The 19,854-nt window shown below is 62.1% G+C and carries 21 protein-coding genes; 9 read left to right on the top strand and 12 right to left on the bottom strand.

The genetic code is table 11. From position 1 onward, the window contains the following. Positions 1-8: 8 nt before the first annotated feature. Genes ccoO through ccoP form a run of 3 tightly spaced genes read left to right on the top strand, consistent with a single transcriptional unit; the run spans position 9 to position 1,773 of the window. The gene (gene ccoO, locus EKH55_RS09010; protein WP_069458314.1) at positions 9-740 is read left to right on the top strand and encodes a cytochrome-c oxidase, cbb3-type subunit II; all 732 of its coding nucleotides are present in this window, start codon (positions 9-11) and stop codon (positions 738-740) included. 13 nt (positions 741-753) lie between these two features. After that, positions 754-906 carry a CcoQ/FixQ family Cbb3-type cytochrome c oxidase assembly chaperone gene (locus EKH55_RS09005; protein ID WP_069458315.1) on the top strand — a complete coding sequence of 51 codons (153 nt, stop codon included), beginning with the start codon at positions 754-756 and terminating at the stop codon, positions 904-906. A gap of 3 nt (positions 907-909) precedes the next feature. After that, complete coding sequence (ccoP, locus tag EKH55_RS09000; protein WP_069458316.1) at positions 910-1,773, top strand: cytochrome-c oxidase, cbb3-type subunit III; 864 nt, start codon at positions 910-912, stop codon at positions 1,771-1,773. 694 nt (positions 1,774-2,467) lie between these two features. Here ccoP and EKH55_RS08990 read toward each other — a convergent pair. Next, positions 2,468-2,821, bottom strand: a complete 354-nt coding sequence (locus EKH55_RS08990) for a VOC family protein (RefSeq protein ID WP_069458317.1) — start codon at positions 2,819-2,821, stop codon at positions 2,468-2,470. A gap of 19 nt (positions 2,822-2,840) precedes the next feature. Then, positions 2,841-3,248, bottom strand: coding sequence for an SRPBCC family protein (locus EKH55_RS08985; RefSeq protein ID WP_106407819.1), 408 nt, complete (start codon positions 3,246-3,248; stop codon positions 2,841-2,843). A gap of 166 nt (positions 3,249-3,414) precedes the next feature. Between EKH55_RS08985 and EKH55_RS08980 the strand changes: the two genes are divergently transcribed. The 3 genes from EKH55_RS08980 (at position 3,415) to EKH55_RS08970 (ending at position 5,100) form a co-directional block, all read left to right on the top strand. Next, positions 3,415-3,648, top strand: coding sequence for a type II toxin-antitoxin system Phd/YefM family antitoxin (locus EKH55_RS08980; RefSeq protein WP_069458319.1), 234 nt, complete (start codon positions 3,415-3,417; stop codon positions 3,646-3,648). After that, positions 3,645-4,034 carry a type II toxin-antitoxin system VapC family toxin gene (locus tag EKH55_RS08975; RefSeq protein WP_069458320.1) on the top strand — a complete coding sequence of 130 codons (390 nt, stop codon included), beginning with the start codon at positions 3,645-3,647 and terminating at the stop codon, positions 4,032-4,034. The genes EKH55_RS08980 and EKH55_RS08975 overlap by 4 nt, the downstream gene beginning before the upstream one ends. Positions 4,035-4,503: 469 nt before the next feature. Then, positions 4,504-5,100: a GNAT family N-acetyltransferase gene (locus tag EKH55_RS08970; protein ID WP_069458321.1), complete on the top strand. Its 597-nt coding sequence runs from the start codon at positions 4,504-4,506 to the stop codon at positions 5,098-5,100. Positions 5,101-5,205: 105 nt separating this feature from the next. On the opposite strand, the gene EKH55_RS08965 is transcribed toward EKH55_RS08970, so the two are convergent. Then, positions 5,206-6,171 carry an AraC family transcriptional regulator gene (locus EKH55_RS08965; RefSeq protein WP_083265323.1) on the bottom strand — a complete coding sequence of 322 codons (966 nt, stop codon included), beginning with the start codon at positions 6,169-6,171 and terminating at the stop codon, positions 5,206-5,208. A 178-nt stretch (positions 6,172-6,349) separates the two neighbouring features. Here EKH55_RS08965 and EKH55_RS08960 point away from each other — a divergent pair, with 178 nt between their 5' ends. From EKH55_RS08960 to EKH55_RS08950, 3 genes are all read left to right on the top strand, one after another. Next, a complete protein-coding gene (locus EKH55_RS08960) occupies positions 6,350-7,687 on the top strand; it encodes a tetratricopeptide repeat protein (protein ID WP_106407820.1) in 1,338 nt (445 codons plus the stop codon). A 198-nt stretch (positions 7,688-7,885) separates the two neighbouring features. After that, on the top strand, positions 7,886-8,500 hold the full coding sequence (locus EKH55_RS08955; RefSeq protein WP_192803759.1) for a hypothetical protein: 615 nt from the start codon (positions 7,886-7,888) through the stop codon (positions 8,498-8,500). Between the two features lie 30 nt (positions 8,501-8,530). Beyond that, the gene (locus EKH55_RS08950; RefSeq protein WP_225192503.1) at positions 8,531-9,058 is read left to right on the top strand and encodes a GNAT family N-acetyltransferase; all 528 of its coding nucleotides are present in this window, start codon (positions 8,531-8,533) and stop codon (positions 9,056-9,058) included. Positions 9,059-9,277: 219 nt separating this feature from the next. Here the strand turns inward: EKH55_RS08950 and EKH55_RS08945 are convergent, their stop codons facing one another. The 9 genes from EKH55_RS08945 to EKH55_RS08905 all read right to left on the bottom strand — a co-directional run bounded on the left by EKH55_RS08945 (position 9,278) and on the right by EKH55_RS08905 (position 19,600). Further along, positions 9,278-10,114 (bottom strand): D-amino-acid transaminase, encoded by an 837-nt coding sequence (locus EKH55_RS08945; RefSeq protein WP_427915839.1) that lies wholly within the window; start codon positions 10,112-10,114, stop codon positions 9,278-9,280. A 129-nt stretch (positions 10,115-10,243) separates the two neighbouring features. Continuing rightward, positions 10,244-11,062: a M55 family metallopeptidase gene (locus EKH55_RS08940; RefSeq protein WP_069458329.1), complete on the bottom strand. Its 819-nt coding sequence runs from the start codon at positions 11,060-11,062 to the stop codon at positions 10,244-10,246. Next, positions 11,059-12,129 carry a DmpA family aminopeptidase gene (locus tag EKH55_RS08935; protein ID WP_427915838.1) on the bottom strand — a complete coding sequence of 357 codons (1,071 nt, stop codon included), beginning with the start codon at positions 12,127-12,129 and terminating at the stop codon, positions 11,059-11,061. Before EKH55_RS08935 ends, EKH55_RS08940 begins: the two co-directional genes overlap by 4 nt. A gap of 10 nt (positions 12,130-12,139) precedes the next feature. After that, positions 12,140-13,039: a glutathione ABC transporter permease GsiD gene (gene gsiD / locus EKH55_RS08930; RefSeq protein ID WP_151611369.1), complete on the bottom strand. Its 900-nt coding sequence runs from the start codon at positions 13,037-13,039 to the stop codon at positions 12,140-12,142. 7 nt (positions 13,040-13,046) lie between these two features. Then, positions 13,047-13,967, bottom strand: coding sequence for a glutathione ABC transporter permease GsiC (gene gsiC, locus EKH55_RS08925; RefSeq protein WP_151611368.1), 921 nt, complete (start codon positions 13,965-13,967; stop codon positions 13,047-13,049). Positions 13,968-14,153: 186 nt separating this feature from the next. Next, positions 14,154-15,695 carry a glutathione ABC transporter substrate-binding protein GsiB gene (gene gsiB / locus EKH55_RS08920; RefSeq protein WP_210249910.1) on the bottom strand — a complete coding sequence of 514 codons (1,542 nt, stop codon included), beginning with the start codon at positions 15,693-15,695 and terminating at the stop codon, positions 14,154-14,156. Positions 15,696-15,763: 68 nt separating this feature from the next. Next, complete coding sequence (locus EKH55_RS08915) at positions 15,764-17,665, bottom strand: dipeptide ABC transporter ATP-binding protein (RefSeq protein ID WP_151611366.1); 1,902 nt, start codon at positions 17,663-17,665, stop codon at positions 15,764-15,766. A 16-nt stretch (positions 17,666-17,681) separates the two neighbouring features. Then, positions 17,682-18,653: an isoaspartyl peptidase/L-asparaginase family protein gene (locus EKH55_RS08910; protein ID WP_069458335.1), complete on the bottom strand. Its 972-nt coding sequence runs from the start codon at positions 18,651-18,653 to the stop codon at positions 17,682-17,684. Further along, positions 18,650-19,600: a MurR/RpiR family transcriptional regulator gene (locus EKH55_RS08905; protein ID WP_069458336.1), complete on the bottom strand. Its 951-nt coding sequence runs from the start codon at positions 19,598-19,600 to the stop codon at positions 18,650-18,652. Before EKH55_RS08905 ends, EKH55_RS08910 begins: the two co-directional genes overlap by 4 nt. Between the last annotated feature and the right edge of the window lie 254 nt (positions 19,601-19,854).

The raw sequence follows: 19,854 nt of genomic DNA, 5'->3' as shown, positions 1-19,854 counted from the left end.
GGCAGACCATGTCCATTCTCGATAAACACGCCATCCTCGAACGCAATGCCACGCTGCTGCTCGTCGGTTCGCTGCTCGTTGTCTCCGTCGGCGGCATCGTGGAAATCGCACCGCTCTTCTATCTCGAGAACACGATCGAGAAGGTGGAAGGCATGCGGCCCTATTCGCCGCTGGAGCTCGCCGGGCGCAACATCTACGTCCGCGAGGGCTGCTATGTCTGCCACAGCCAGATGATCCGGCCGTTCCGCGACGAGGTGGAGCGCTACGGGCACTATTCGCTTGCGGCCGAGTCCATGTACGACCATCCGTTCCAGTGGGGTTCGAAGCGGACGGGGCCCGACCTCGCCCGAGTCGGCGATCGCTACTCGAACGAATGGCACGTCCAGCACATGATCGAGCCGCGCTCCGTCGTGCCGGAGTCGGTGATGCCGAGCTACGCCTTCCTCAAGGAGACGCCGCTCGAAGCGAAGAATGTCGCCATGAGTCTGAAGGCCAACAAGGCGGTCGGCGTTCCCTATACGGACGAGATGGTCGACGAGGCGCTTAGCGATCTCCAGGCACAGGCCGACCCCAATGCCGATACCTCCGGGATCGAGGCGCGCTACCCCAAGGCCAAGCTCGGCGATTTCGACGGCGATCCGCAAAAGCTGACGGAGATGGACGCGCTCGTCGCCTATCTGCAGATGCTCGGCACGCTCGTCGACTTCTCCACCTATGACGACACCACTGGCTATCGCTGAGAAGGAGGCTCCCATGGAAACCTACACGGCCATGCGCCATTTCGCAGACAGCTGGGGACTGCTCGCCATGACGGTCTTCTTCCTCGGCGTCGTCCTTTTCGTTTTCCGGCCGGGCGCCAAGAAGGCCGCCCAACAGGCCGCTTCCATCCCGCTGAAGGAGGACTGATCCATGGCGGACAAACACATCGACGAGATCAGCGGCGTCGAAACCACCGGTCACGAGTGGGACGGCATCCGCGAACTCAACAATCCGATGCCGCGCTGGTGGGTCTACACCTTTTATGCGACCATTCTCTGGGGCATCGGCTACGCGATCGCCTATCCCTCCTGGCCGTTGTTGACCGAAGCGACCAAGGGGGTGCTCGGTTACTCCAGCCGCGCGGAGGTCAGCACCGAACTCGCCGATGCCAAGGCGGCCCAGGCCGGCAACGTCGAGCGCATCGCGTCAAGCACGGTCGAGGAGATCATCGCCGATCCGCAGCTGCGGCAATTCGCGGTTGCGGCCGGCGCTTCGGCCTTCAAGGTGAACTGTGCTCAGTGCCATGGGTCAGGCGCAGCCGGTGCCGAGGGCTTCCCGAACCTGAACGACGACGACTGGCTCTGGGGCGGCGGCCCTGAGGCGCTCTATCAGACGATCGCCCACGGTGTCCGCCATGCCGGCGACGACGAGACGCGCATGTCGGAGATGCCGTCCTTCTCCGACATGCTGACGCAGGATGAACTGCGCCAGACCGCCGCCTATGTGGTGAGCCTCACCGCCACGCCGTCGGACGCAGCTCTGGTGGAGCCCGGAAAGCAGCTCTTCGCGGATAATTGCGCCTCGTGCCATGGGGCGGACGCCACCGGCAGCCGCGAATTCGGGGCACCCAACCTCGCGGACGCGATCTGGCTGAAGGGAAGCGGCGAGCAGGCGATCATCGACCAGATGAAGGCACCGAGACACGGTGTCATGCCCGCCTGGCTGCCGCGCATCGGCGACACCACCGTCAAGCAGCTCGCGGTCTTCGTCCACTCGCTGGGTGGCGGCGAGTAGAACGCGAGCCGGTCGAAGCACGCCGTCGATTTGTGCGAACGGGGCGGCGCGGAAAACCGCTCACACTTTTCTTGCCCGCTCCTGCCGCGCGTCCTTGACCGGGCGCGCGGCTTTTCCGTGCCGAAATCGGCCGGGAAATGTTAGACTTGCCCATGCCCTTCAGGGCGCGGCAGCGGTGGTACTCGACGGGAGGGCACCAGATGTCACAGGAATGGCCGATGTACATCCTGCAATGCATCGTCGTCTTCGGTCTCGTTGGGGCGTTGTTCATTCGCTTCGGCGAATAGGCGGAACTACTGCATGTCTCCTTAACTCCACCTCGATTTAGGGACTAATACCAAGCCTCGATGATAGGAACCGATAGGATGGCCTATGGCTGATTGTGGGCTAGGCGCGGTGCGCGGAGCGATGCTGTCGCATCGGTCAAGCATCGCAACGACGCCCACGATCAGCCATAGGCCACCTCCGGCCGGCTTCTCGGGCTGTCTGGCGTCGTCGAGACCCTTGAACGATGCGATAGCATCGTCCTGCGGGCCTCTCCTAGCCAGACAGCCCGATCGAGCCGGTCCTATCGGTTCCTATCATCGAGACTTGGTATAAGACATGCAGCAATTCAAAGGGCTACAGCCTGAAACGACGCGCGGCGCTGGAGAGCATTTGCAGTCAGGTGGAACCAGTTGACCGCAAAAATGCTCTATTGCTCCGACCAGACCGCCAATTCGTATCCGTCCGGATCGGCAAAGTGGAACCGCCGGCCACCGGGGAAGGTGTAGATCGGCTTGACGATCTTGCCGCCGACCGCCTCGACACGGGCCTGCGTGTCCTCGATCCTGTCGGCATAGATGATGACGAGCGGTCCGCCGCTTCGGACCGGTCCGAGCGTGGTGAAGCCGCCGGTCAGGCGGCCATCGGCAAATTCGCAATAGTCCGGCCCGTAATCCGTGAAGGTCCAGCCGAAGGCGCTGCCGTAGAAGGCCTTGCTCGCGGCGATATCCGCGACGTTGAACTCGATATAGTCGATGCGGCGGTCGTTTTCCTTGCGGCTCATGTCGTTCCCGTCCTTCCAATCAGTCCTTGCCGGATTCGAGGATGGATTTAAGCCTGGCGAGGTCTTTTTCCACCCAGGCCGCGTCATCTGCGAATTGCGCTTCGCTCATCCCCGGTTGCCTGAGCAGCGTGAACATCACCTCGGCGCCGTCGCCGTTCGGGACGACACGCAGCGCGTTGTGCACCTGCCGGCCGTCTTCGAGGGTGACGAGGTGATCGACGACCCCGTAATCATTCCGGGTGACGAAGCGCACGCGGGCATTGCCGAGCGGCCCAGGCGCGATCCAATCCTCGCCGTCGCGGGTCAGCCCGGAAGAGAGGCCGGACGCCCAAAGTGGCATTTTCTCATGGTCTGCCATGAAGGCATAAACCTCCCGCCAGTCGCGCGCGATCGAGATGTGGAGAATTCTGGCGGGCATCGGGGGTATGGGTCTGCTCCTTTGACTTCTCGATTGGACGAGGCGGGCTGTGTGCGTCCTTACATAAACAAGGCGCCCTCAATTTAACGGTGGCAAATGCTGAGCGCCAACCGTGAGGCTGGATTTTCAGAAAGAAAAACACTAAGTGTAGCCAAGTTAGCTAATCGAGGTTCCGATGCAGGTTACGATCCACAACGCCAAAACGAACCTGTCCAAGCTTATCGAGGCGGCGAAGGCAGGCGAAGAAGTTATCATCGCCAAGGGCAAGATCCCTGTAGCCCGGATCGTTGCGATCCCGCAGAACAAGTTCACTATCGGATTGCTGGAAGGCAAGGTTACAGGAGACGGGCCGGATTTCTTCGAGCCTATGAGTGAGGATGATCTGGCGCTTTGGGAAGGCAAAGCGTGACGGCTATCCTTCTCGACACCCATGCATGGGCATGGTCGCTGACCGGCGATTCGCGTTTATCTGCCAAGGCAACCGCTCTCATCACGGCGGCCGACAGCGTTTTCGTCAGCCCCATCAGCTTTTTCGAGATCGGGCAGAAGGTTCGTATCGGCAAATGGCCGGAGATGGCATCGTTCGTCACTGATCTGCCGAGCCTGCTGGAAGAGCAGGGCGGCAGAGTTACCGCCCTGGCGCCGGAGATTTGTTTGAAAGGGGCGACGCTTGCGTGGGAGCATCGCGACCCGTTCGACCGACTGCTGGCGGTGAGTGCGATCGACTTGGGGATGCCGTTGATTTCAGCGGACGTGGTTTTCGACACACTTCCTGCCGTTACCCGCTTGTGGTGACCTTCACCTCAGCGAGATTTCCGCCTTACCTGCCGCGCGTCTTTTCAGACGCGCAAAGGTCGCTGTAACTCTTAGAATCTACGCATCGAGCTTTCCGAAAATCGGATACGATTTTCGGGCCGATGCGCTAGAAGCCGACTGTCCATACGTTGCGCTGCGGAGGGGTTCTCCACAGCTATATAGATTCCGATGTTACAACGATCCTGCTCCGCATCTGTCACGCCCAGCTATCTCTCAGTCCATTAGAGCGCGTTTCGATCTGACTGAATCAGATCGGCGCTCTAAACGCTTTTTTCTGAGGCATGATCTTATCGATCCTCGTTCACTCCGGTCGGATCATGCTCTAATGATCGAAATCGGGCGAAGACCAGAGGAAATGCCGTGGGATCAAGGAGCTTGAAGATTACCTGACGTCATTCGAAAAACGCCTTATAACAGATCTCCGCCCCACATTCTCCGGAGGATGCAAATGATCCGGCTCGAGTCACCGCTACGGTTCGCAAGCGAAGCAGATGCAGGGGCGCTGGCCGATCTCGTCAACTTCGCCGGCGAGGGTTTGCCGCTCTACATTTGGCAGGGACTTGCAAAGAACGGTCAAGACCCTTGGGAGATTGGCCGCGCCCGGCAAGGTGAAAAGGCGCGCGAAGGCCAGATCATCGTCGTGGACTTTGGAGATGGTGCCGTGGCGAGTCTGACCGGGTACCCGATCGGCTCGGAGCCCACGCCGATCGGCGATGATTTCCCCGCCCTGTTCCGGCCGCTTCAAGAACTGGAAAACAAGGCCCTCGAAAGCTGGTATGTCAATGTGCTGGCCTGCTATCCCGAATACCGAGGGCAGGGGCTTGGCTCGCGACTACTCGAGCTTGCCGAGCAAATCGCCCGGGAAGAGGCGCTTCGCCGGATGAGTGTCATCGTCGCCGACAACAACGCGGGTGCAAGACGGCTCTACGAGCGGTTTGGCTACGAAGAAGTGGCAACGGTCCCCTGTGTGAAGGAAGGCTGGGAGACCGAGACAGAGCACTGGGTGCTTCTGATTAAATCGCTTCGTGCGGTGGATGATCGCTGAATGCCCAGTCTGCCGTTTCGGCGGATGAGGCCAGATCCCACTCATATGAACATGAAAGATCGACTCGTTGCAGACCATCCGTGAAAGCAGGTGAGTGCTGTGGCATCACGATCCTGCAAGCGCGTTTGCTCTTCGCCATGCCGCGGGGGGCATGCCGTATTCCCGCCTGAAAGCCCGGCTGAATGCCTCTTCGGACTCGTAACCGACATCATATGCGATCCGCGCGATCGGGTCAGCGGTCTCCTTCAATTGCGCCGAGGCCTGCTCGAATCTCTGCCGGGCTAGGTAGCGCATCGGCGGTTCCCCGATGGCGCGCGTGAAACGTTCCGCGAAGGCCGAGCGCGAGACGGACAACTCGCGCGCGAGATCCTCGGTCGTCCATCGCCGCGCGATCTGTCCGTGCAGGAGCCCCAGTGCACGGCCGATCACCTGGTCTTGCATGCCGGCAGCCCATGCATTCGCTGAGGTCGGCTGGAAGGCAAGGTAGCGACGAACCGCCTCCATGAACAACAGTTCCGCGAGTTTTGCCAGAATCATCGGAGAATTGGCCTGCCCGGCCGCAAGCTCCCTGGCGGCGAAATGGAAGGTGCCCTTGATCCAGTCGCCTGAAGCGCCATCGGTAGCATCGAGCTTGAGCACGCTCGGCAGCAGCGCGATGAGCGCGTTGTGCGCAAGGTCGTTACCGAGAAATCCGCACAAGATGGACGTTCGCTCACCGCCGCCACCATGGACGATCTTCGCCGGTCCGCCTTCGGGCGCGGCCTGGATTAGATGGTCGGCGCTGACGGGACGAAGGTTCATGGCGCTTGCAATGACGTGGCGGTCGTTGCGCGGCAAGACGACAATCTCGCCACTCTCGACCTCAATCGGCCGTTCGTCTCCAACCTTCAGCAGGCAGCGCCCTTCCGTCACGTAGTGATAGGCGATGATGTGCCGGGGCGCGACCGTGAAGGGGGCGCAGTCCTCCGGCGCGACTTTTGCCGATACGCTCCAAGGAGCGCTGAACTTCGCGTCGAGGAAGATGCCTCCTGTAAGACGCATCGCCCGCAGCAGGTCCAGCAGAGCCTCCAACGAACGCTTCCCTTTTTTCACAGACGGCGGATCGGTCAAGCGTTCCGGCGTATCGCTCATTAACCGCATCACGGCGACGGTTTACTTAGGTGTCGAGATCGCCCCAACAGCCACAGCATTGCTGCGATGGGCGACAGGCGCGATTACTGTATACACCTCGAGAAAGGAAAGATCGATCATGATAACCGATGCGCAAGGCAATGTGTTGACCGGAGCGACATCCGAAGTCTCTGGCCTGTTCGACCAGGCCGTCGACGCTTTCAACATCTATCGCGGTGATCCCGTCGGATTGCTCGACCGCGCGATCGAGGCAGCGCCCGCCTTTGCCATGGCGCACATCTTCAAGGCACATCTACTCGGCCTCGCGACCGAGCCGGAGGCGACCAAGGAAGCGAAGGCGATCATCGGCACGGTGAAGTCGCTGCGGCTCTCCGAGCGCGAGGCCTCGCATGTTGTTGCCCTCGACCTGCTGGTCGAGGGGGAGTGGACCGCCGCGGCGACGGTGCTCGATCGCCACAACGCGGACTACCCCCACGATATCGTCGCTCTCCAGTCGGGTCATCTGATGGATTTCTACCGCGCCAGCGCGCGGAGCCTGCGCGACCGCATCGCGCGCGTGCTGCCAAAATGGTCCGCGAACATACCTGGCTACTCGATTCTGCTCGGCATGCATGCCTTCGGTCTTGAGGAAACCGGCGACTATGGCCGGGCCGAGGAGGCGGGCCGCCGCGCTGTCGACGTTCAGCCGCTCGATTGCTGGGCGCACCATGCCGTCGCCCATGTCATGGAAATGCAGGGTCGCGCCGAGGATGGCATTGGCTGGATGATCGCGCGCGAGCCGCATTGGTCAGGCGACGACAATTTCTTCAAGGTCCACAACTGGTGGCACCGTTCGCTGTGCCATCTCGACCTCGGCCAGGCCGACGAGGTACTCGCCCTCTATGATGGGCCGATCCGGCAAGATCGCAGCATGGTCGCGCTCGACATGGTCGATGCCTCCGCACTTCTCTGGCGACTTCATCTCTCCGGCCATGATGTCGGCCACCGCTGGCAGGAACTGGCGACGGCCTGGGACAGTCATGTGGACGGCTGCACCTATCCATTCAACGACTGGCATGCGGTGATGGCCTATCTCGGCGCCGGCCGTACTGCCAAGGTAGACCGCATCGCTAACGCCTACCGGAATGGCGCCCACGTATCCGAGGCAGGTGGATGGGGCAACCGCACCGCTCTGCCGCTGGTCGAAGGGTTCGCTGCATTCTGGCGTGGTGACTACGAAAATGCAGCGAACCTCCTCCACGGCGCGCGCTTCATCGCCAATTCCTTCGGCGGCAGCCACGCCCAGCGCGATATCATCGACTGGACGCTGGCCGAGGCTTCCGTTCGTGGTGACCTGACGGCGATGGCCGAGGCCATTGGCAACGAGCGATTGGCGCTGAAGCCGCACAGCCCGGTCAACAAGAGCTTCCTGTCAAGGGCCGGCGCGAATGCATCACCGGGCAGGAATGCCGCCTAGGTCGACCGAAATGATCATCAAATGCAGGCGATCCACGTGGACAACGCGGATCACTGCCAAGACTTCTGCGCGGCGGTTGCCGCGCCGTTCAACCCAAGCATACGGCCCGCCGCTGCCGCGAGCCGGACCGAGGCGTGCCTTTCGGAAGACGCGCCTGGTACGCATCCTCACCACCATGCAAACAGCAAGGACATACCCGTGAAATCGACTCGTTTTGTACTCGCTGCTTTCGCCGCGGTGATCCCGATGGTCGCAATGGCGGACGGCGCGCTCCCGGCCTTCGACGTGGCTGAGGATCTCAGCCGCTTCGTTTATGACGAGGCCCCCGTATTCGAGGACGGGATGCCCGCCTACGGCAACGCCTTCGTCACCCAGGGTTACGTCTATCCCACCGGTACCCTCGACGGCGGGATCGAGGGTACGCTCAAGGACGGCAGCCCAGCCTTTCCGGACAAGGTGATCGGAACCTGGACCTGCGACGGCTACTACGTAGGCAACGGCTTCCGCACCGAGACCGGAACCGTCGTCATCACGCGCCAGGTCATTGTCTTCAAGGACGGCGATATTCTCATCACCCAAGGCCCCGAACTGGCGGAAACGGGTGTTGAGGTCGTCCGCGCCGTGACAGGCGGTACCGGCGATTACGCCCGAGCCCCGGTCGAGATCAGCCAAACACTGCTCGGCATGAGCGACGGCTACGGCGTGCGGTTGCAGATGCGGTTTGCCGGGCAGGCCGCGCAGAGTGCGGGGGACGTCGCTGCGCCTACCCTCGCCGGCGCCGATGCAGAACCGTCGCGTAGCGACTATCGCTAGTATGATGCACGAAGGTTCATGGAGACGATTATGTTGGAGCACAGAAACGCGACCCGCGCTGACCTGGGGATCCTTGCAGCGCTGATCGACGCGGCAATATCGGAACTCCAGAGACCCTTTCTCACCGAAGCGCAGATCGAGTCGAGCCGCCAAATCATGGGGCTCGACACACAACTGATAGATGATGGGACTTACTTCGTGATCCTGCTGGATAGTACGATCGCAGGGTGCGGCGGCTGGAGCCGCAGAGCAACGCTGTACGGCAGCGACGCAACTACCGGACGTGACGCCGCATTGCTCGATCCCGTGTATGATCCGGCGCGGGTGCGTGCCATGTATACGCATCCGGCCTATGCCCGCCGCGGTGTGGGGAGGATAATCCTTGCGCTTTGCGAGCAGGCCGCGCGCAATGAGGGCTTCAAACGAGCCGAGCTGATGGGCACGATGGCCGGCGAACCGCTATATCGGGCTTGCGGCTACATTCCCGTCGAGCGATTAGTCGATGGTCGGGGCGGCGTGACTGTGCCTCTCCTGCGGATGACCAAGCGGCTCATGTAACATTACGGAGCAACGCAAGCAGCTTGTCTCGTGTGGCCTCCAGCAGCAGCCCGCTGGCTTGAGAGCCTCGAGCCTCTCCGGCGGGATCATCATGCCCAGCTTCCGTCAGGATCGGAGGCGATCGCCTCGGCCGTACCTCCGGGTACGACCTGCGGCGATCGCCTCTGCCCTGACGAAAACCTGCTCCGGCAGAATGTTTCCATTTAGCCCGGAAAGGCTCTAATCGAGGGCGGCCTCGATATAGAGATCGCGCAACTGCATAGCCAGGGGCCCGGGGGTACCGTCGCCGATTGGGTGGCCATCAATGGTGACCACCGGCATGACGATGGTGGACGCGCTCGTGAAGAACGCCTCGCGCGCCTTCAGCGCTTCTTCCACGCTGAAGGGCCGCTCGACGAATGTCAGCTCCCTCTCTTCCAGCAGACGGAGTATCGCGCGACGGGTGACCCCTGGCAGCACCGCATGGGAGAGCGGCCGCGTGATGATTTCGCCGGCTGGCGTAATGACGAAGGCGGTTGACGAGGCCCCCTCTGTGATCATGCCGTCTTCCACCATCCACGCCTCACTGACGCCCGCGGCAGCGGCGGAGCGTTTCGCCAGCACCTGCGCCAGCAGTGAAGTCGACTTGATATCCCGCCGTGCCCAGCGCAGATCCGGCAAAGTGATCACTTGAGCGCCCTTGGCCAGGGTGGCGTTGGTGCGTACCGGTTTTGCCTGCGTGAAAATGACCACGGTCGGCTTCAAATCGGCTGGGCTGAGGAAATCGCGCTCGGAGACACCACGCGTCACCTCAATATAGATCAATCCTTCGGTAAGGCCGTTCAGCGCAACCAACTCCTTCTGGATTGCCGTCCAGGTCCCCAATGAATGTGGATTGGGAATATCGATCTCGCGTAAGGAACGGTCGAGCCGCTGGAGATGTGCCTCATTGTCGACGAGGCGACCCGCGATCACTGCTGTAACCTCATAGATGCCATCGCCGAAGAGAAAGCCCCGGTCCATAACGGGAATGGAGGCTTCCTCGATGGGAAGGAACGCTCCGCTGACATAAACCATGCGGGTCTCAGATGCAGCTGTCATGGGGCAGACTTTCTTCTTTGCCGGTGAAAGGTGATTCTGGAAAAGTATACGCCTCGGGACCAGGCAGGCTCCTGTCGGCGCTCACGGGATTGTCGGCATCCGCCGTCACCGCAGCATGGTCGACATCGCCGACAGGCAGTTGACGATGCGCACGGCCGCCTGCACCGTCGGCGCGGTGAAACCGACCTCATCGCCGGAAAGCCGGTCGAGACTGGGCCACTGGCAAAACAAATCGGCCAGCGCCGGCGTTTGGGTACGGATGCGCGCGTCAATGGGACCGGGAAGCCTGAACGGCGGCGCCAACTTCGGGTGGCGGAGGGCTTGCACCACGCCTTCCCCGATTGCTTGGCACGCACGCGCGGGAGAAAGGCTTGTGCCGCTGTTGCAGCCACTGGCGCGCTTGGTTTCCACGAAGACGGCTTGCGGAAAGAGCTCGCGATTTTCGGCGATGAAAACATTGTCACCGGACGCCATGACGACAGGGACATCGCATTCGCCGGCGAGCGCTCCGTAAATGCCGGCCTCTCCGAGTTCGATGCCGTTGAATTCGATGCGAGCAAAGGCAAAGCTGTTGATGGTGTGTGCGAGAATGCCGCGGCCATGGGCGCGCGAATGGTAGCCGATCAGGCAGACGGCATCCACCCCGTCTTCAACGCCCGCCATCATGCCCAGATAACGCGGCTTGCCCTGAACGACCGAGGCGCGCGGATCGAGGTGATCGGCCGGCATGTTGCGAAAACCGGCATGGGAGTCATTGACCAGAACGTCCGTCGCGCCTGCCTCGAAAGCGCCGGCCACGGCGGCATTGGCCTCCTGCGTCATCAGAAGGCGCGCACGCTCGTATTCGGCATGGCCAGGACGAGTCTGCTCGGGATGATAGACGCCGGCAACGCCTTCAATGTCGACGGAAATGAGAATCTTCATGAGGATTTCTCTGAAAACAGGGGGATGAGGCCGGGCATCAGCTCGAGAAGACTCGCGCGCCGGTGACCATTTCGGCCGATCACCGTTTCGGCGCGCAACAGCGAATGGATGATGGCCTGTTCGACACTGTCGGCGACGGCCTGGAACAAGGGATCGAGCCATGCGTCATGCAGCATTGCGACGTCCGGCATGGGACGGCCAGGATCCTGCGGCAGCGTGTAGGCCGTGGAAAAAGCGAGCGCGATGTCGCCGCTGCCGTGACCAAAAACCGAGCCGGTCCGGGCAAGGCCTGCCCCCGCGCGCAGCGCGAGCCGGCGCAACTGTCGTGCGTCGAGCGGAGCGTCGGTCGCGATGAGAAGAATGATGGAGCCTTTCTCCGATTCGCCGGCGGAGGCGGCAGCGAGCGTTTTCGCAAGCTCCTGGCCGATGGCGCGGCCCGCGAGCATAAGCTGCGCCGGCCTACCGAAGTTCGATACGACGAGCGCGCCGACGGTGAACTCGGCGCCGCTTGCGACGGTCACGCGACGAGACGCCGTGCCGACACCGCCCTTGACGCCGAAACTCGACATTCCGCGGCCCGCACCCACCGCACCCTCGGCAACGGCAGGACCGGCGGAGGCGCAGGCATCGAGATAGTGCTGCTCCATGACGGCCATTGCCTGTATGTCGTTCAGATAACCGTCATTGCATTCGAAGACGAGTGGATTGACCGTCGGCAAGCGTCGCCCGCATTGCGGATTGGCGGCCACGCATTGACGGATCTGCGCCTGCGTAACGGTTGCCACGGAAAAAGTGTTGGTGAGGGCGATCGGTGTTTCCAGCACGCCCAGTTCATGCACCTGCACGAGGCCGATGCTCTTGCCGAACCCGTTCAGCACCGCACTGGCGGCTGGAACGCGGTCGCGATAGGGATCCCCCTGGTGCGGATGCACGACGGTCACACCGGTCTGGATCGGACCCTGAGCAAGGGTCGCATGACCTACGGTGACGCCGGGCACATCGGTGATTGCATTCCGGGGGCCGGCGACCAGCGTTCCGATATGTGGCGCAACGGGGAGAGCACTCACCGCAGCACCTTCATCGGCGATCGATCTTGGGGTCGAGCGCATCGCGCAGACCGTCGCCGAGCAGGTTGAATGCCAGCACCGTCAGGAAGATGGCAAGGCTCGGGAACAGCGCCACATGGGGAGCATTCACGACGTCGGCGCGCGCATCATTGAGCATGGCGCCCCACTCGGGTGTCGGCGGCTGCGCGCCCATGCCGAGGAATGACAGACTGGCGGCGGTGATGATCGAGGTGCCGAGCCGCATCGTGAAATAAACGACGATGGACGAAATCGCGCCCGGAAGAATGTGGCGTGCGAGAATGATCCAATCCGAGGCGCCGATGCTCTTGACCGCCTCGATATAGGTCATTCGCTTCAGCACGAGCGTATTGCCGCGTACCAGGCGCGCAAAGGCCGGCACGGAGAAGACCGAGACAGCGACCACCACATTGACCATGGAACTGCCGAGGATGGCAACGACGCCGAGCGCCAGAAGAATGCCGGGAAACGCGAACAGCACGTCGGAAATTCTCATGACGATGCGGTCCCACCATCCTTCGTAGTAGCCGGCGAGCAATCCCAGCACCGTTCCTATCAACCCGCCGAGTGCCACCGACAGCAGCCCGGTCGCCAGCGAAATACGCGCACCGAGAAGAATGCGGCTGAAAACGTCACGCCCAAGCGGATCGACCCCGAGCCAGTGCGACCATGACGGGCCGGCATTGATCTGGTCGTAATCGAAATAATTCTCCGCATCGTAGGGCGCGATCACCGGCGCCAGCAGGGCGAGAAGCACAAGCAGCGCTACGAAGGCGAGCGCTGCGAGCGCCACCGGCTGCCTGCGGAATTTACGCCAGAATTCGCTCCATGGCGTGCGCACGGCCTCGGCTGCCGCGACAGCGCCGGAATCGGACGAAACGAGTTGAGTCATTGGTGGCTCACTTGTAGCGAATGGTTGGATTGATGAAACCGTAGAGCAGGTCGACGACGAGATTGATCAGGATGAACTCCAGCGAAAACAGAAGGACAAGTGTCTGGATCACCGGATAGTCGCGTTGCGTGACGGCATCGACCAGCAGACGCCCGAGACCCGGCCAGTTGAACACCGCCTCGACGACGATCGAGCCGCCGAGCAGGAACCCGAACTGCAGGCCAATCATGGTGACGACCGGGATCAATGCATTGCGCAGGCAATGCTTGGCGATCACGACGCGCTCGTTCAGTCCTTTTGCCCGGGCGGTGCGGACGAAATCCTCCTGGATCACCTCGACGAAGGAGGCGCGTGTGAAGCGGGCCATGACCGCTGCGACGGCCGCGCCGAGCGTCAGCGACGGCAGGACATAGTGTCTCCAGGTGTCCGCGCCGATGGTAGGCAGCCAACCGAGCTGGACCGAGAAGATCTGCATCAGAAGCATGCCCAGCGCGAACGCCGGAAAGGAGATGCCCGACACGGCGAGCGTCATGCCAAGCCGATCCGGCCAGCGGTTACGGTAGACGGCGGAAATGATTCCGATGCCCATTCCGAAAGCGACCGCCCAGACCATGCTGGCCAAGGTGAGGAGAAGCGTAGGCATGAACCGTTCCGCAATCTCGGTGGACACGGGACGGCGTGTGCGTATCGAGGTGCCGAAGTCGCCCTCGAGCATGTGGCCGAAAAATGTGACGAACTGCTGCGGCAATGGCCGGTCGAGGCCCAGTTCGCTACGCACCAGCGCCACGGTTTGCTCGTCGGCGTCCTGTCCGGCAGCAAGGCGCGCCGGGTCGCCGGGCAGCATGTGTACGAAGAGGAACACCAGCACCGAGACGATCAACAAGGTGGGAATCAATCCCATCAGCCGTTTCAGGAAATACTGCAGCAATTCGCGAATACCCCCGATCTGCTTGCATGTCTCCTTAAATCGACCTCGATCAAAGGACAAAGACATGCAGCAATTCAAAGTGCTACAGCGACCTTTGCGCGTCCGATAAGACACGCGGCACTGTAGGGACGAAGGCGGATCAGGACCGGCGCGCGTCGATCCTGTCGGCGCGCGCCGGCTGATCATTTACTCGGAAACGGCGATCTCTCCGGCATCGATGTTGCCGTCAGGCATGACGTAGACTCCGGAGAGGCGCTTAGCGGTGGCATAGAGGTTCTTCTCGGTCACCAGCGGCGCCCAGGGAGCATCCTTCATGATCTGCTCCTGGGCCCTCCGGTAAAGATCGGCTTTCTCCTCGTCCTTGACCGACTTCAGTGCGCTCGCGATGAAGCCGTCCACCGCCTCGTTGCTATAATAGGCGGTGTTGTTGAGCTTCGGCGGCCAGGCCTCGGTGGACAGCAGCGGCCGCAGCGCCCAGTCCGCCTCGCCGGTCGAAGACGACCAGCCGGCATAGTACATGCGCACCTTGGCTGTCTTCGGGTCCGGGGCGGACTGGATCCACTCGGTGCGCTGGCCCGGTTCCAGAGCCTGGATCTGGACCTTGATGCCGACCTGCGCCAATTGCTGCTGGAGGAACTGGATCGTCTTCTGCGCAGTCGTCGTGGTGTAGGCGCTCCAGAGCACGGACTCGAAGCCGTTCGGATAGCCGGCTTCCGTCAGAAGTGCACGGGCCTTCGCCGGGTCGTAGGGCCAGGGATCCATTTTATGGGCGAAGAGCACGCCCTGCGGCACAACGCCCTCGGCCGGTGCAGCAAAGCCGCCGAAAGCCACCTTCGCGAGAGCTTCCTTGTTTATGGCGTAATTAATCGCCTGGCGCACGCGGAGATCGTCGAAGGGCTTCTGCAGCATGTTGAAGCTGACATAACGGGTGATGATCGACGGGCCGGTTTCCACGTTCAGCTTGTCGCTGGCCTCCAGAGAGCTTGCCTGCTCGTAAGGCAGCGGATAGCCGAAATCGGCTTCGCCGGTCTGGAGCATGGCCGCACGCGTGTTGTTCTCCAGCACGGGCTTCCAGGTTATACCGTCCACCTTGGGGTAGCCTGCGCGCCAATAGCCGTCGAACTTCTTGCCCTTGACGAAATCGGTCTGTCGCCATTCCTCGAACACGAAGGGGCCAGTGCCAACCGGATGAAAGGCGATGTCCCTGCTGCCGTATTTGGCGAGCGCGGCCGGCGAGATGATCGCTGCCGAGGCATGGGCCAGTGAGTTGACGAAGGGACTGAAAGGTTCCTTCAGAGTGACGCGTACGCTGAAGGGCGAGACGACTTCAACCTTGTCGATGCGATTGAATTGATTGAAGCGCGCCAGCTTGTTCTCAGGGTTCAGCACGCGTTCCAGATTCACCTTGACGGCCTCGGCGTTGAAATCGGTGCCGTCATGAAACCTGACGCCCTCGCGCAGCTTGAACGTATAGACGAGACCATCAGCCGAAACAGTATAGCTTTCGGCGAGAACTGGCCGCACCTTGAGATCCTTGTCGAACTCGAAGAGGCCTTGATAGAAGGATTTGGTGACCGCCGTCGTGAGCGTGGTGTTGGTGTTGTATGGATCAAGCGTCTCAGGCTGGCCACCGATGGCCAGCACGACGTTGCTCGCGGCCAACGCCGGCACAGTGGCGCTCATCATGAACAAGGCCGCGAGGCCGGCGGCGACAGACAGATGTCGCATGCTAGGACTGCCATTTCTCATAAGACGACTCCAGTTTAAGTTGACGGCACGGGGAAGTCTGGGGTTGGTCATTTGAAGACACCGATCGGGTGACGGGCGACGAAATGACCGGGAGAAATCTCGCAAAGCGGCTCCACCTTCGGCTCGTCACCAAGGGCGCGAACGGGGCTTGGGATCTCATCGGACATCAGCTGCCGGCGCACATGTCGCCGCGCCGGATCCGCGACGGGTACGGCAGACATCAGCTTGCGGGTGTAGGGATGTTGCGGGCCTTCGAAGATCGCCCGCCGCGGGCCGATTTCGACGATCTGACCGAGATACATCACGGCGACGCGGTGGCTGATGCGCTCGACCACCGCCATGTCATGGGAAATGAACAGATAGGCGACGCCGAGCTCGCGTTGCAGGTCGAGCATCAGATTAACGATCTGCGCCTGTATCGACACATCCAATGCGGAGACTGCCTCATCGGCGATTACCACCTTGGGATTGAGCGCCAGCGCACGGGCAATGGCGATACGCTGGCGCTGCCCACCCGAAAATTCGTGCGGGTAGCGTTGGGCATGGGCCGGTGACAGACCGACTTTCTCCAGCAACCATGCGACGCGCTCCCGCGCCGCCGCGCCACGGGCCACGCCATGCACCAGCAGCGGTTCCATGACGGAAAAGCCGACGGTGAGCCGCGGATCGAGCGAAGCAAACGGGTCCTGGAAAATGAACTGGATGTTGCGCCGAAGTGCCTGCAATTCGCCGCGGGCCAGGTCGAGGATATTTCGGCCATCGAACTCGATAGCGCCGTCCTCACTATCCACGAGACGCAATAGGGAACGGCCCGTCGTGGATTTGCCGCAGCCCGACTCGCCCACCAACGCCAGCGTTTCTCCGGGGCGCAGGTCAAAACTGACCTTTTCGACCGCATGGACCCGGCGGGTCACACGATTGAAAAGACCGCCGCGCACGTCGAAGCGCGTCACCAGATCCTTCACGCGCAGGATCGGCGCAGTATCCGGCTGTAGCGCATTCTGTGGTGGCGTTTCGGTCGGCGGACTGGCTGCATCGACACGCAGAAGCTCGAATTTGCGCGGCAAATCCGTGCCCCTCATCGCGCCGAGGCGGGGCACGGCGGATAGGAGAGCGCGCGTATAAGCTTCGCGCGGTGCCGAAAACACCGTCTCCGATGATCCTTCCTCCACCTTGATGCCGCGGCACATCACCAAGACGCGGTCGGCAATCTCGGCGACAACGCCCATGTCGTGGGTGATGAAGACGACGCCCATGTTCATTTCCGCCTGCAGCTCGCGGATAAGCTGCAGGATTTGCGCCTGGATCGTAACGTCCAGTGCCGTGGTAGGCTCATCGGCGATCAGCAGCGATGGCTTGCAGGCCAGTGCCATGGCGATCATCACGCGCTGGCGCATGCCGCCGGAGAGCTGATGCGGATGCCGGTCGAGGACGTTGCGTGCCTCGGGAATGCGCACCAGGTCCAGCATGCGCAACGCCTCGGCGCGTGCCGCACTTGCGCTCTTGCCCTGGTGCACACGGATCGATTCGCCGATCTGGTCACCGACCGTGAAGACCGGGTTTAGCGAGGTCATCGGCTCCTGAAAGATCATCGCGATATCGGCGCCGCGAACGGCGCGCATCGTCGCAGGGCTCGCAGTGACCAGATCCAAGAACGTGCCGGAGCGACGACGAAACAGCATGCGGCTGCCGGCGGTGATGCGGCCGCCGCCATGTTCGACCAGGCGCATCATGGCGAGTGAGGTGACGGACTTTCCCGAACCGGATTCGCCGACGATTGCCAGCGTCTCACCGTGATCGACGTGGAAGGAGACGTTTCGTACCGCCTCCACCGTTCGCTCCGAGGTAGAAAAGTGCACCGACAGGTCATCGACAGATAGAACGCGGTTGTCCGCCAAGCCAGGTTGGCGGGCAGAATCCGGAGCGATTTCGACTGCTGAAGAGGACATGAACAGACTCGATTGATCACGGGGAGGGTGGATCTGATGGATCCTCGAAGATCGCGGTGCAGGGCGGCTCGCCGACACGGGCGTAGCCGCGATACATGCCTTCCGTATTGAAGGGCAGCGTGACGTTGCCTTTCGCGTCGATGGCGATAAGGCCACCACGCCCACCAATGGCCGGCAACGCTTCCATCACCACCTGCCGTGCGGCATCGTCCAGCCTGGCGCCGCCATAGGCCATGCGGGCGCAAAGGTCGTGAGCGGCGGCAGCGCGAATGAACATTTCGCCGGTTCCCGTGCAGGAAACCGCGGCGGTCCGGTTGTCCGCGTAGGTCCCCGCGCCGATCAGCGCGGTGTCGCCGACGCGGCCCGGCCGCTTGTTGGTCATGCCGCCTGTGGACGTGGCAGCGGCGAGATTGCCATGCATGTCCAGTGCGACCGCGCCGACCGTGCCGAATTTCTTGTCCTCGGAGAGCGGCGCGCCGCCATCATGGTCGAGAATGATCGCTGCCGTACCCTGGGCGCGGTGGAGCTGACTGCGGCGGAAGTCCGTGGAGAAATAGTGCGGCTCAACTGTCTCCATTCCCAAATCGTGCGCGAAGCTTTCCGCGCCGGCGCCGGCCATCAGCACATGCTCGCCCTGTTCCATCACCGCACGTGCCGCAAGGGCGGGATTCCGGATGCGGCTGACGCCGGCAACCGCGCCCGCACGCAACGTTGCACCATCCATTATCGCAGCGTCGAGTTCGTGGGTGACCGCAGCGGTAAAGACGGAGCCGAACCCGGCGTTGAAGAGTGGACTGTCCTCCAGCCGCTGCACGGCGAGGGTAACGGCGTCAACTGCAGTGGCACCAGCGGCAAGTGTCTCCTGTGCCTCGGCAAGTATCTCGCGAAGGGCAGCATGATAGGCGGCCTTTTGCTCAGCATCGATGGCTGCCCGGCTGGGCGTGCCGGCGCCGCCATGAATGGCGACCACGGGTCGGATTGGGCTCATTCTTTCTCCTTTTGAGGGGATGAGGCTGCTGGAGCGTGCCTCTTTGGGGCCGGTCCGTCGCCTACCGGACGCACTCGGCCGGAGTGGCCCCCATGCAGCCACGGCAGCACGGCTTCGGCGACCTGCGCAGCGGCCCTCACCGAATGCTCGGAGGCATGGCCCACGGCGCTGCTCAACGCTTCGATCAGCGCCAGAACGCTTGCCTCGGAATTGGCATAATATTGGCTGTCAGTGCTTGCATAGAGCCTGATATCCGCAAGCGCAGCGAGCGGAGAACTGGCGCCATCGGTCAGTGCCAGCAGTTCCGCCCCCGCTTCGCGTGCGCGGCGCGCCAGCAGAACCGTGTCGGAAAGATAGCGCGGAAAGGCGATCGCAATCGCCAGATCGCCGGGTCTCAGCCGGTGGATTGCTCTCGCAGCATGGGAAGATCCTTCCATGCTGGCAAGCAGTTGCACATTCTCGCAATAGAGATCGAGATTGCGTGCCAGAAGGCCGCCAAGCCAGCTGCTACTGCCGAAACCAACGATGAACACGCGCTTTGCGCCAAGGATGGCCTTGACGGCACGCGCGCATTCCGCCGCATCCAGGCCGTCGCGCGTCCTTTCGATGTTGCGGATCATCTCGGCGAGCGTCGCCGCGACGACGTCCATCGCGTCGGCAGATTGCTCCAGCTTGCTTCGCAACCTTTCCACCGGCGCCAGCGCTGACTCGAAGCCGAGCACCAGCGCGGCGCGGAACTGCGCATATCCTTCAAAACCCAACGCCCGAGCGAAGCGGTTGGCCGTCGCCACCGATACCCCGACCTTCGCCGCCAACTCGTCGATCGGCATTGCCGCGACCTTCAGCGGCTGCTCGAGGACATAGTCGGCGATTTGGCGATGCGACGGCGACAGTGCGGTTCGCGCAATGCGCTGGGCAACCGAGAGATTGTCTGGGACTTTCGCCATGCAGGTCTCTTCGGCTCCAAGGTCGGCTGTGGATGACCAAAAATTTTCATTCGCCCGCAGATAACGATATTATTTTTACAATTGCAAGAGGGTGGGGCTTCGAGCGCGCAAAGAGCGGTACAGGTCGCCTCCGTTCGGAGCAATCGGTCTCGGTCATTGGGAAGATTCGGCGAAAGGCGGATGACTGGCGACTCTCGTGTCGAGAGGCGGGCCTGTCGCAGGGCTCGGGCAGATCCGGAGGGAGGGCTGGAGGC

This window comes from Sinorhizobium alkalisoli, from assembly GCF_008932245.1.
GTDB classification, from domain to species: domain Bacteria; phylum Pseudomonadota; class Alphaproteobacteria; order Rhizobiales; family Rhizobiaceae; genus Sinorhizobium; species Sinorhizobium alkalisoli.
This window is presented reverse-complemented; position numbering and strand designations above follow the sequence as displayed.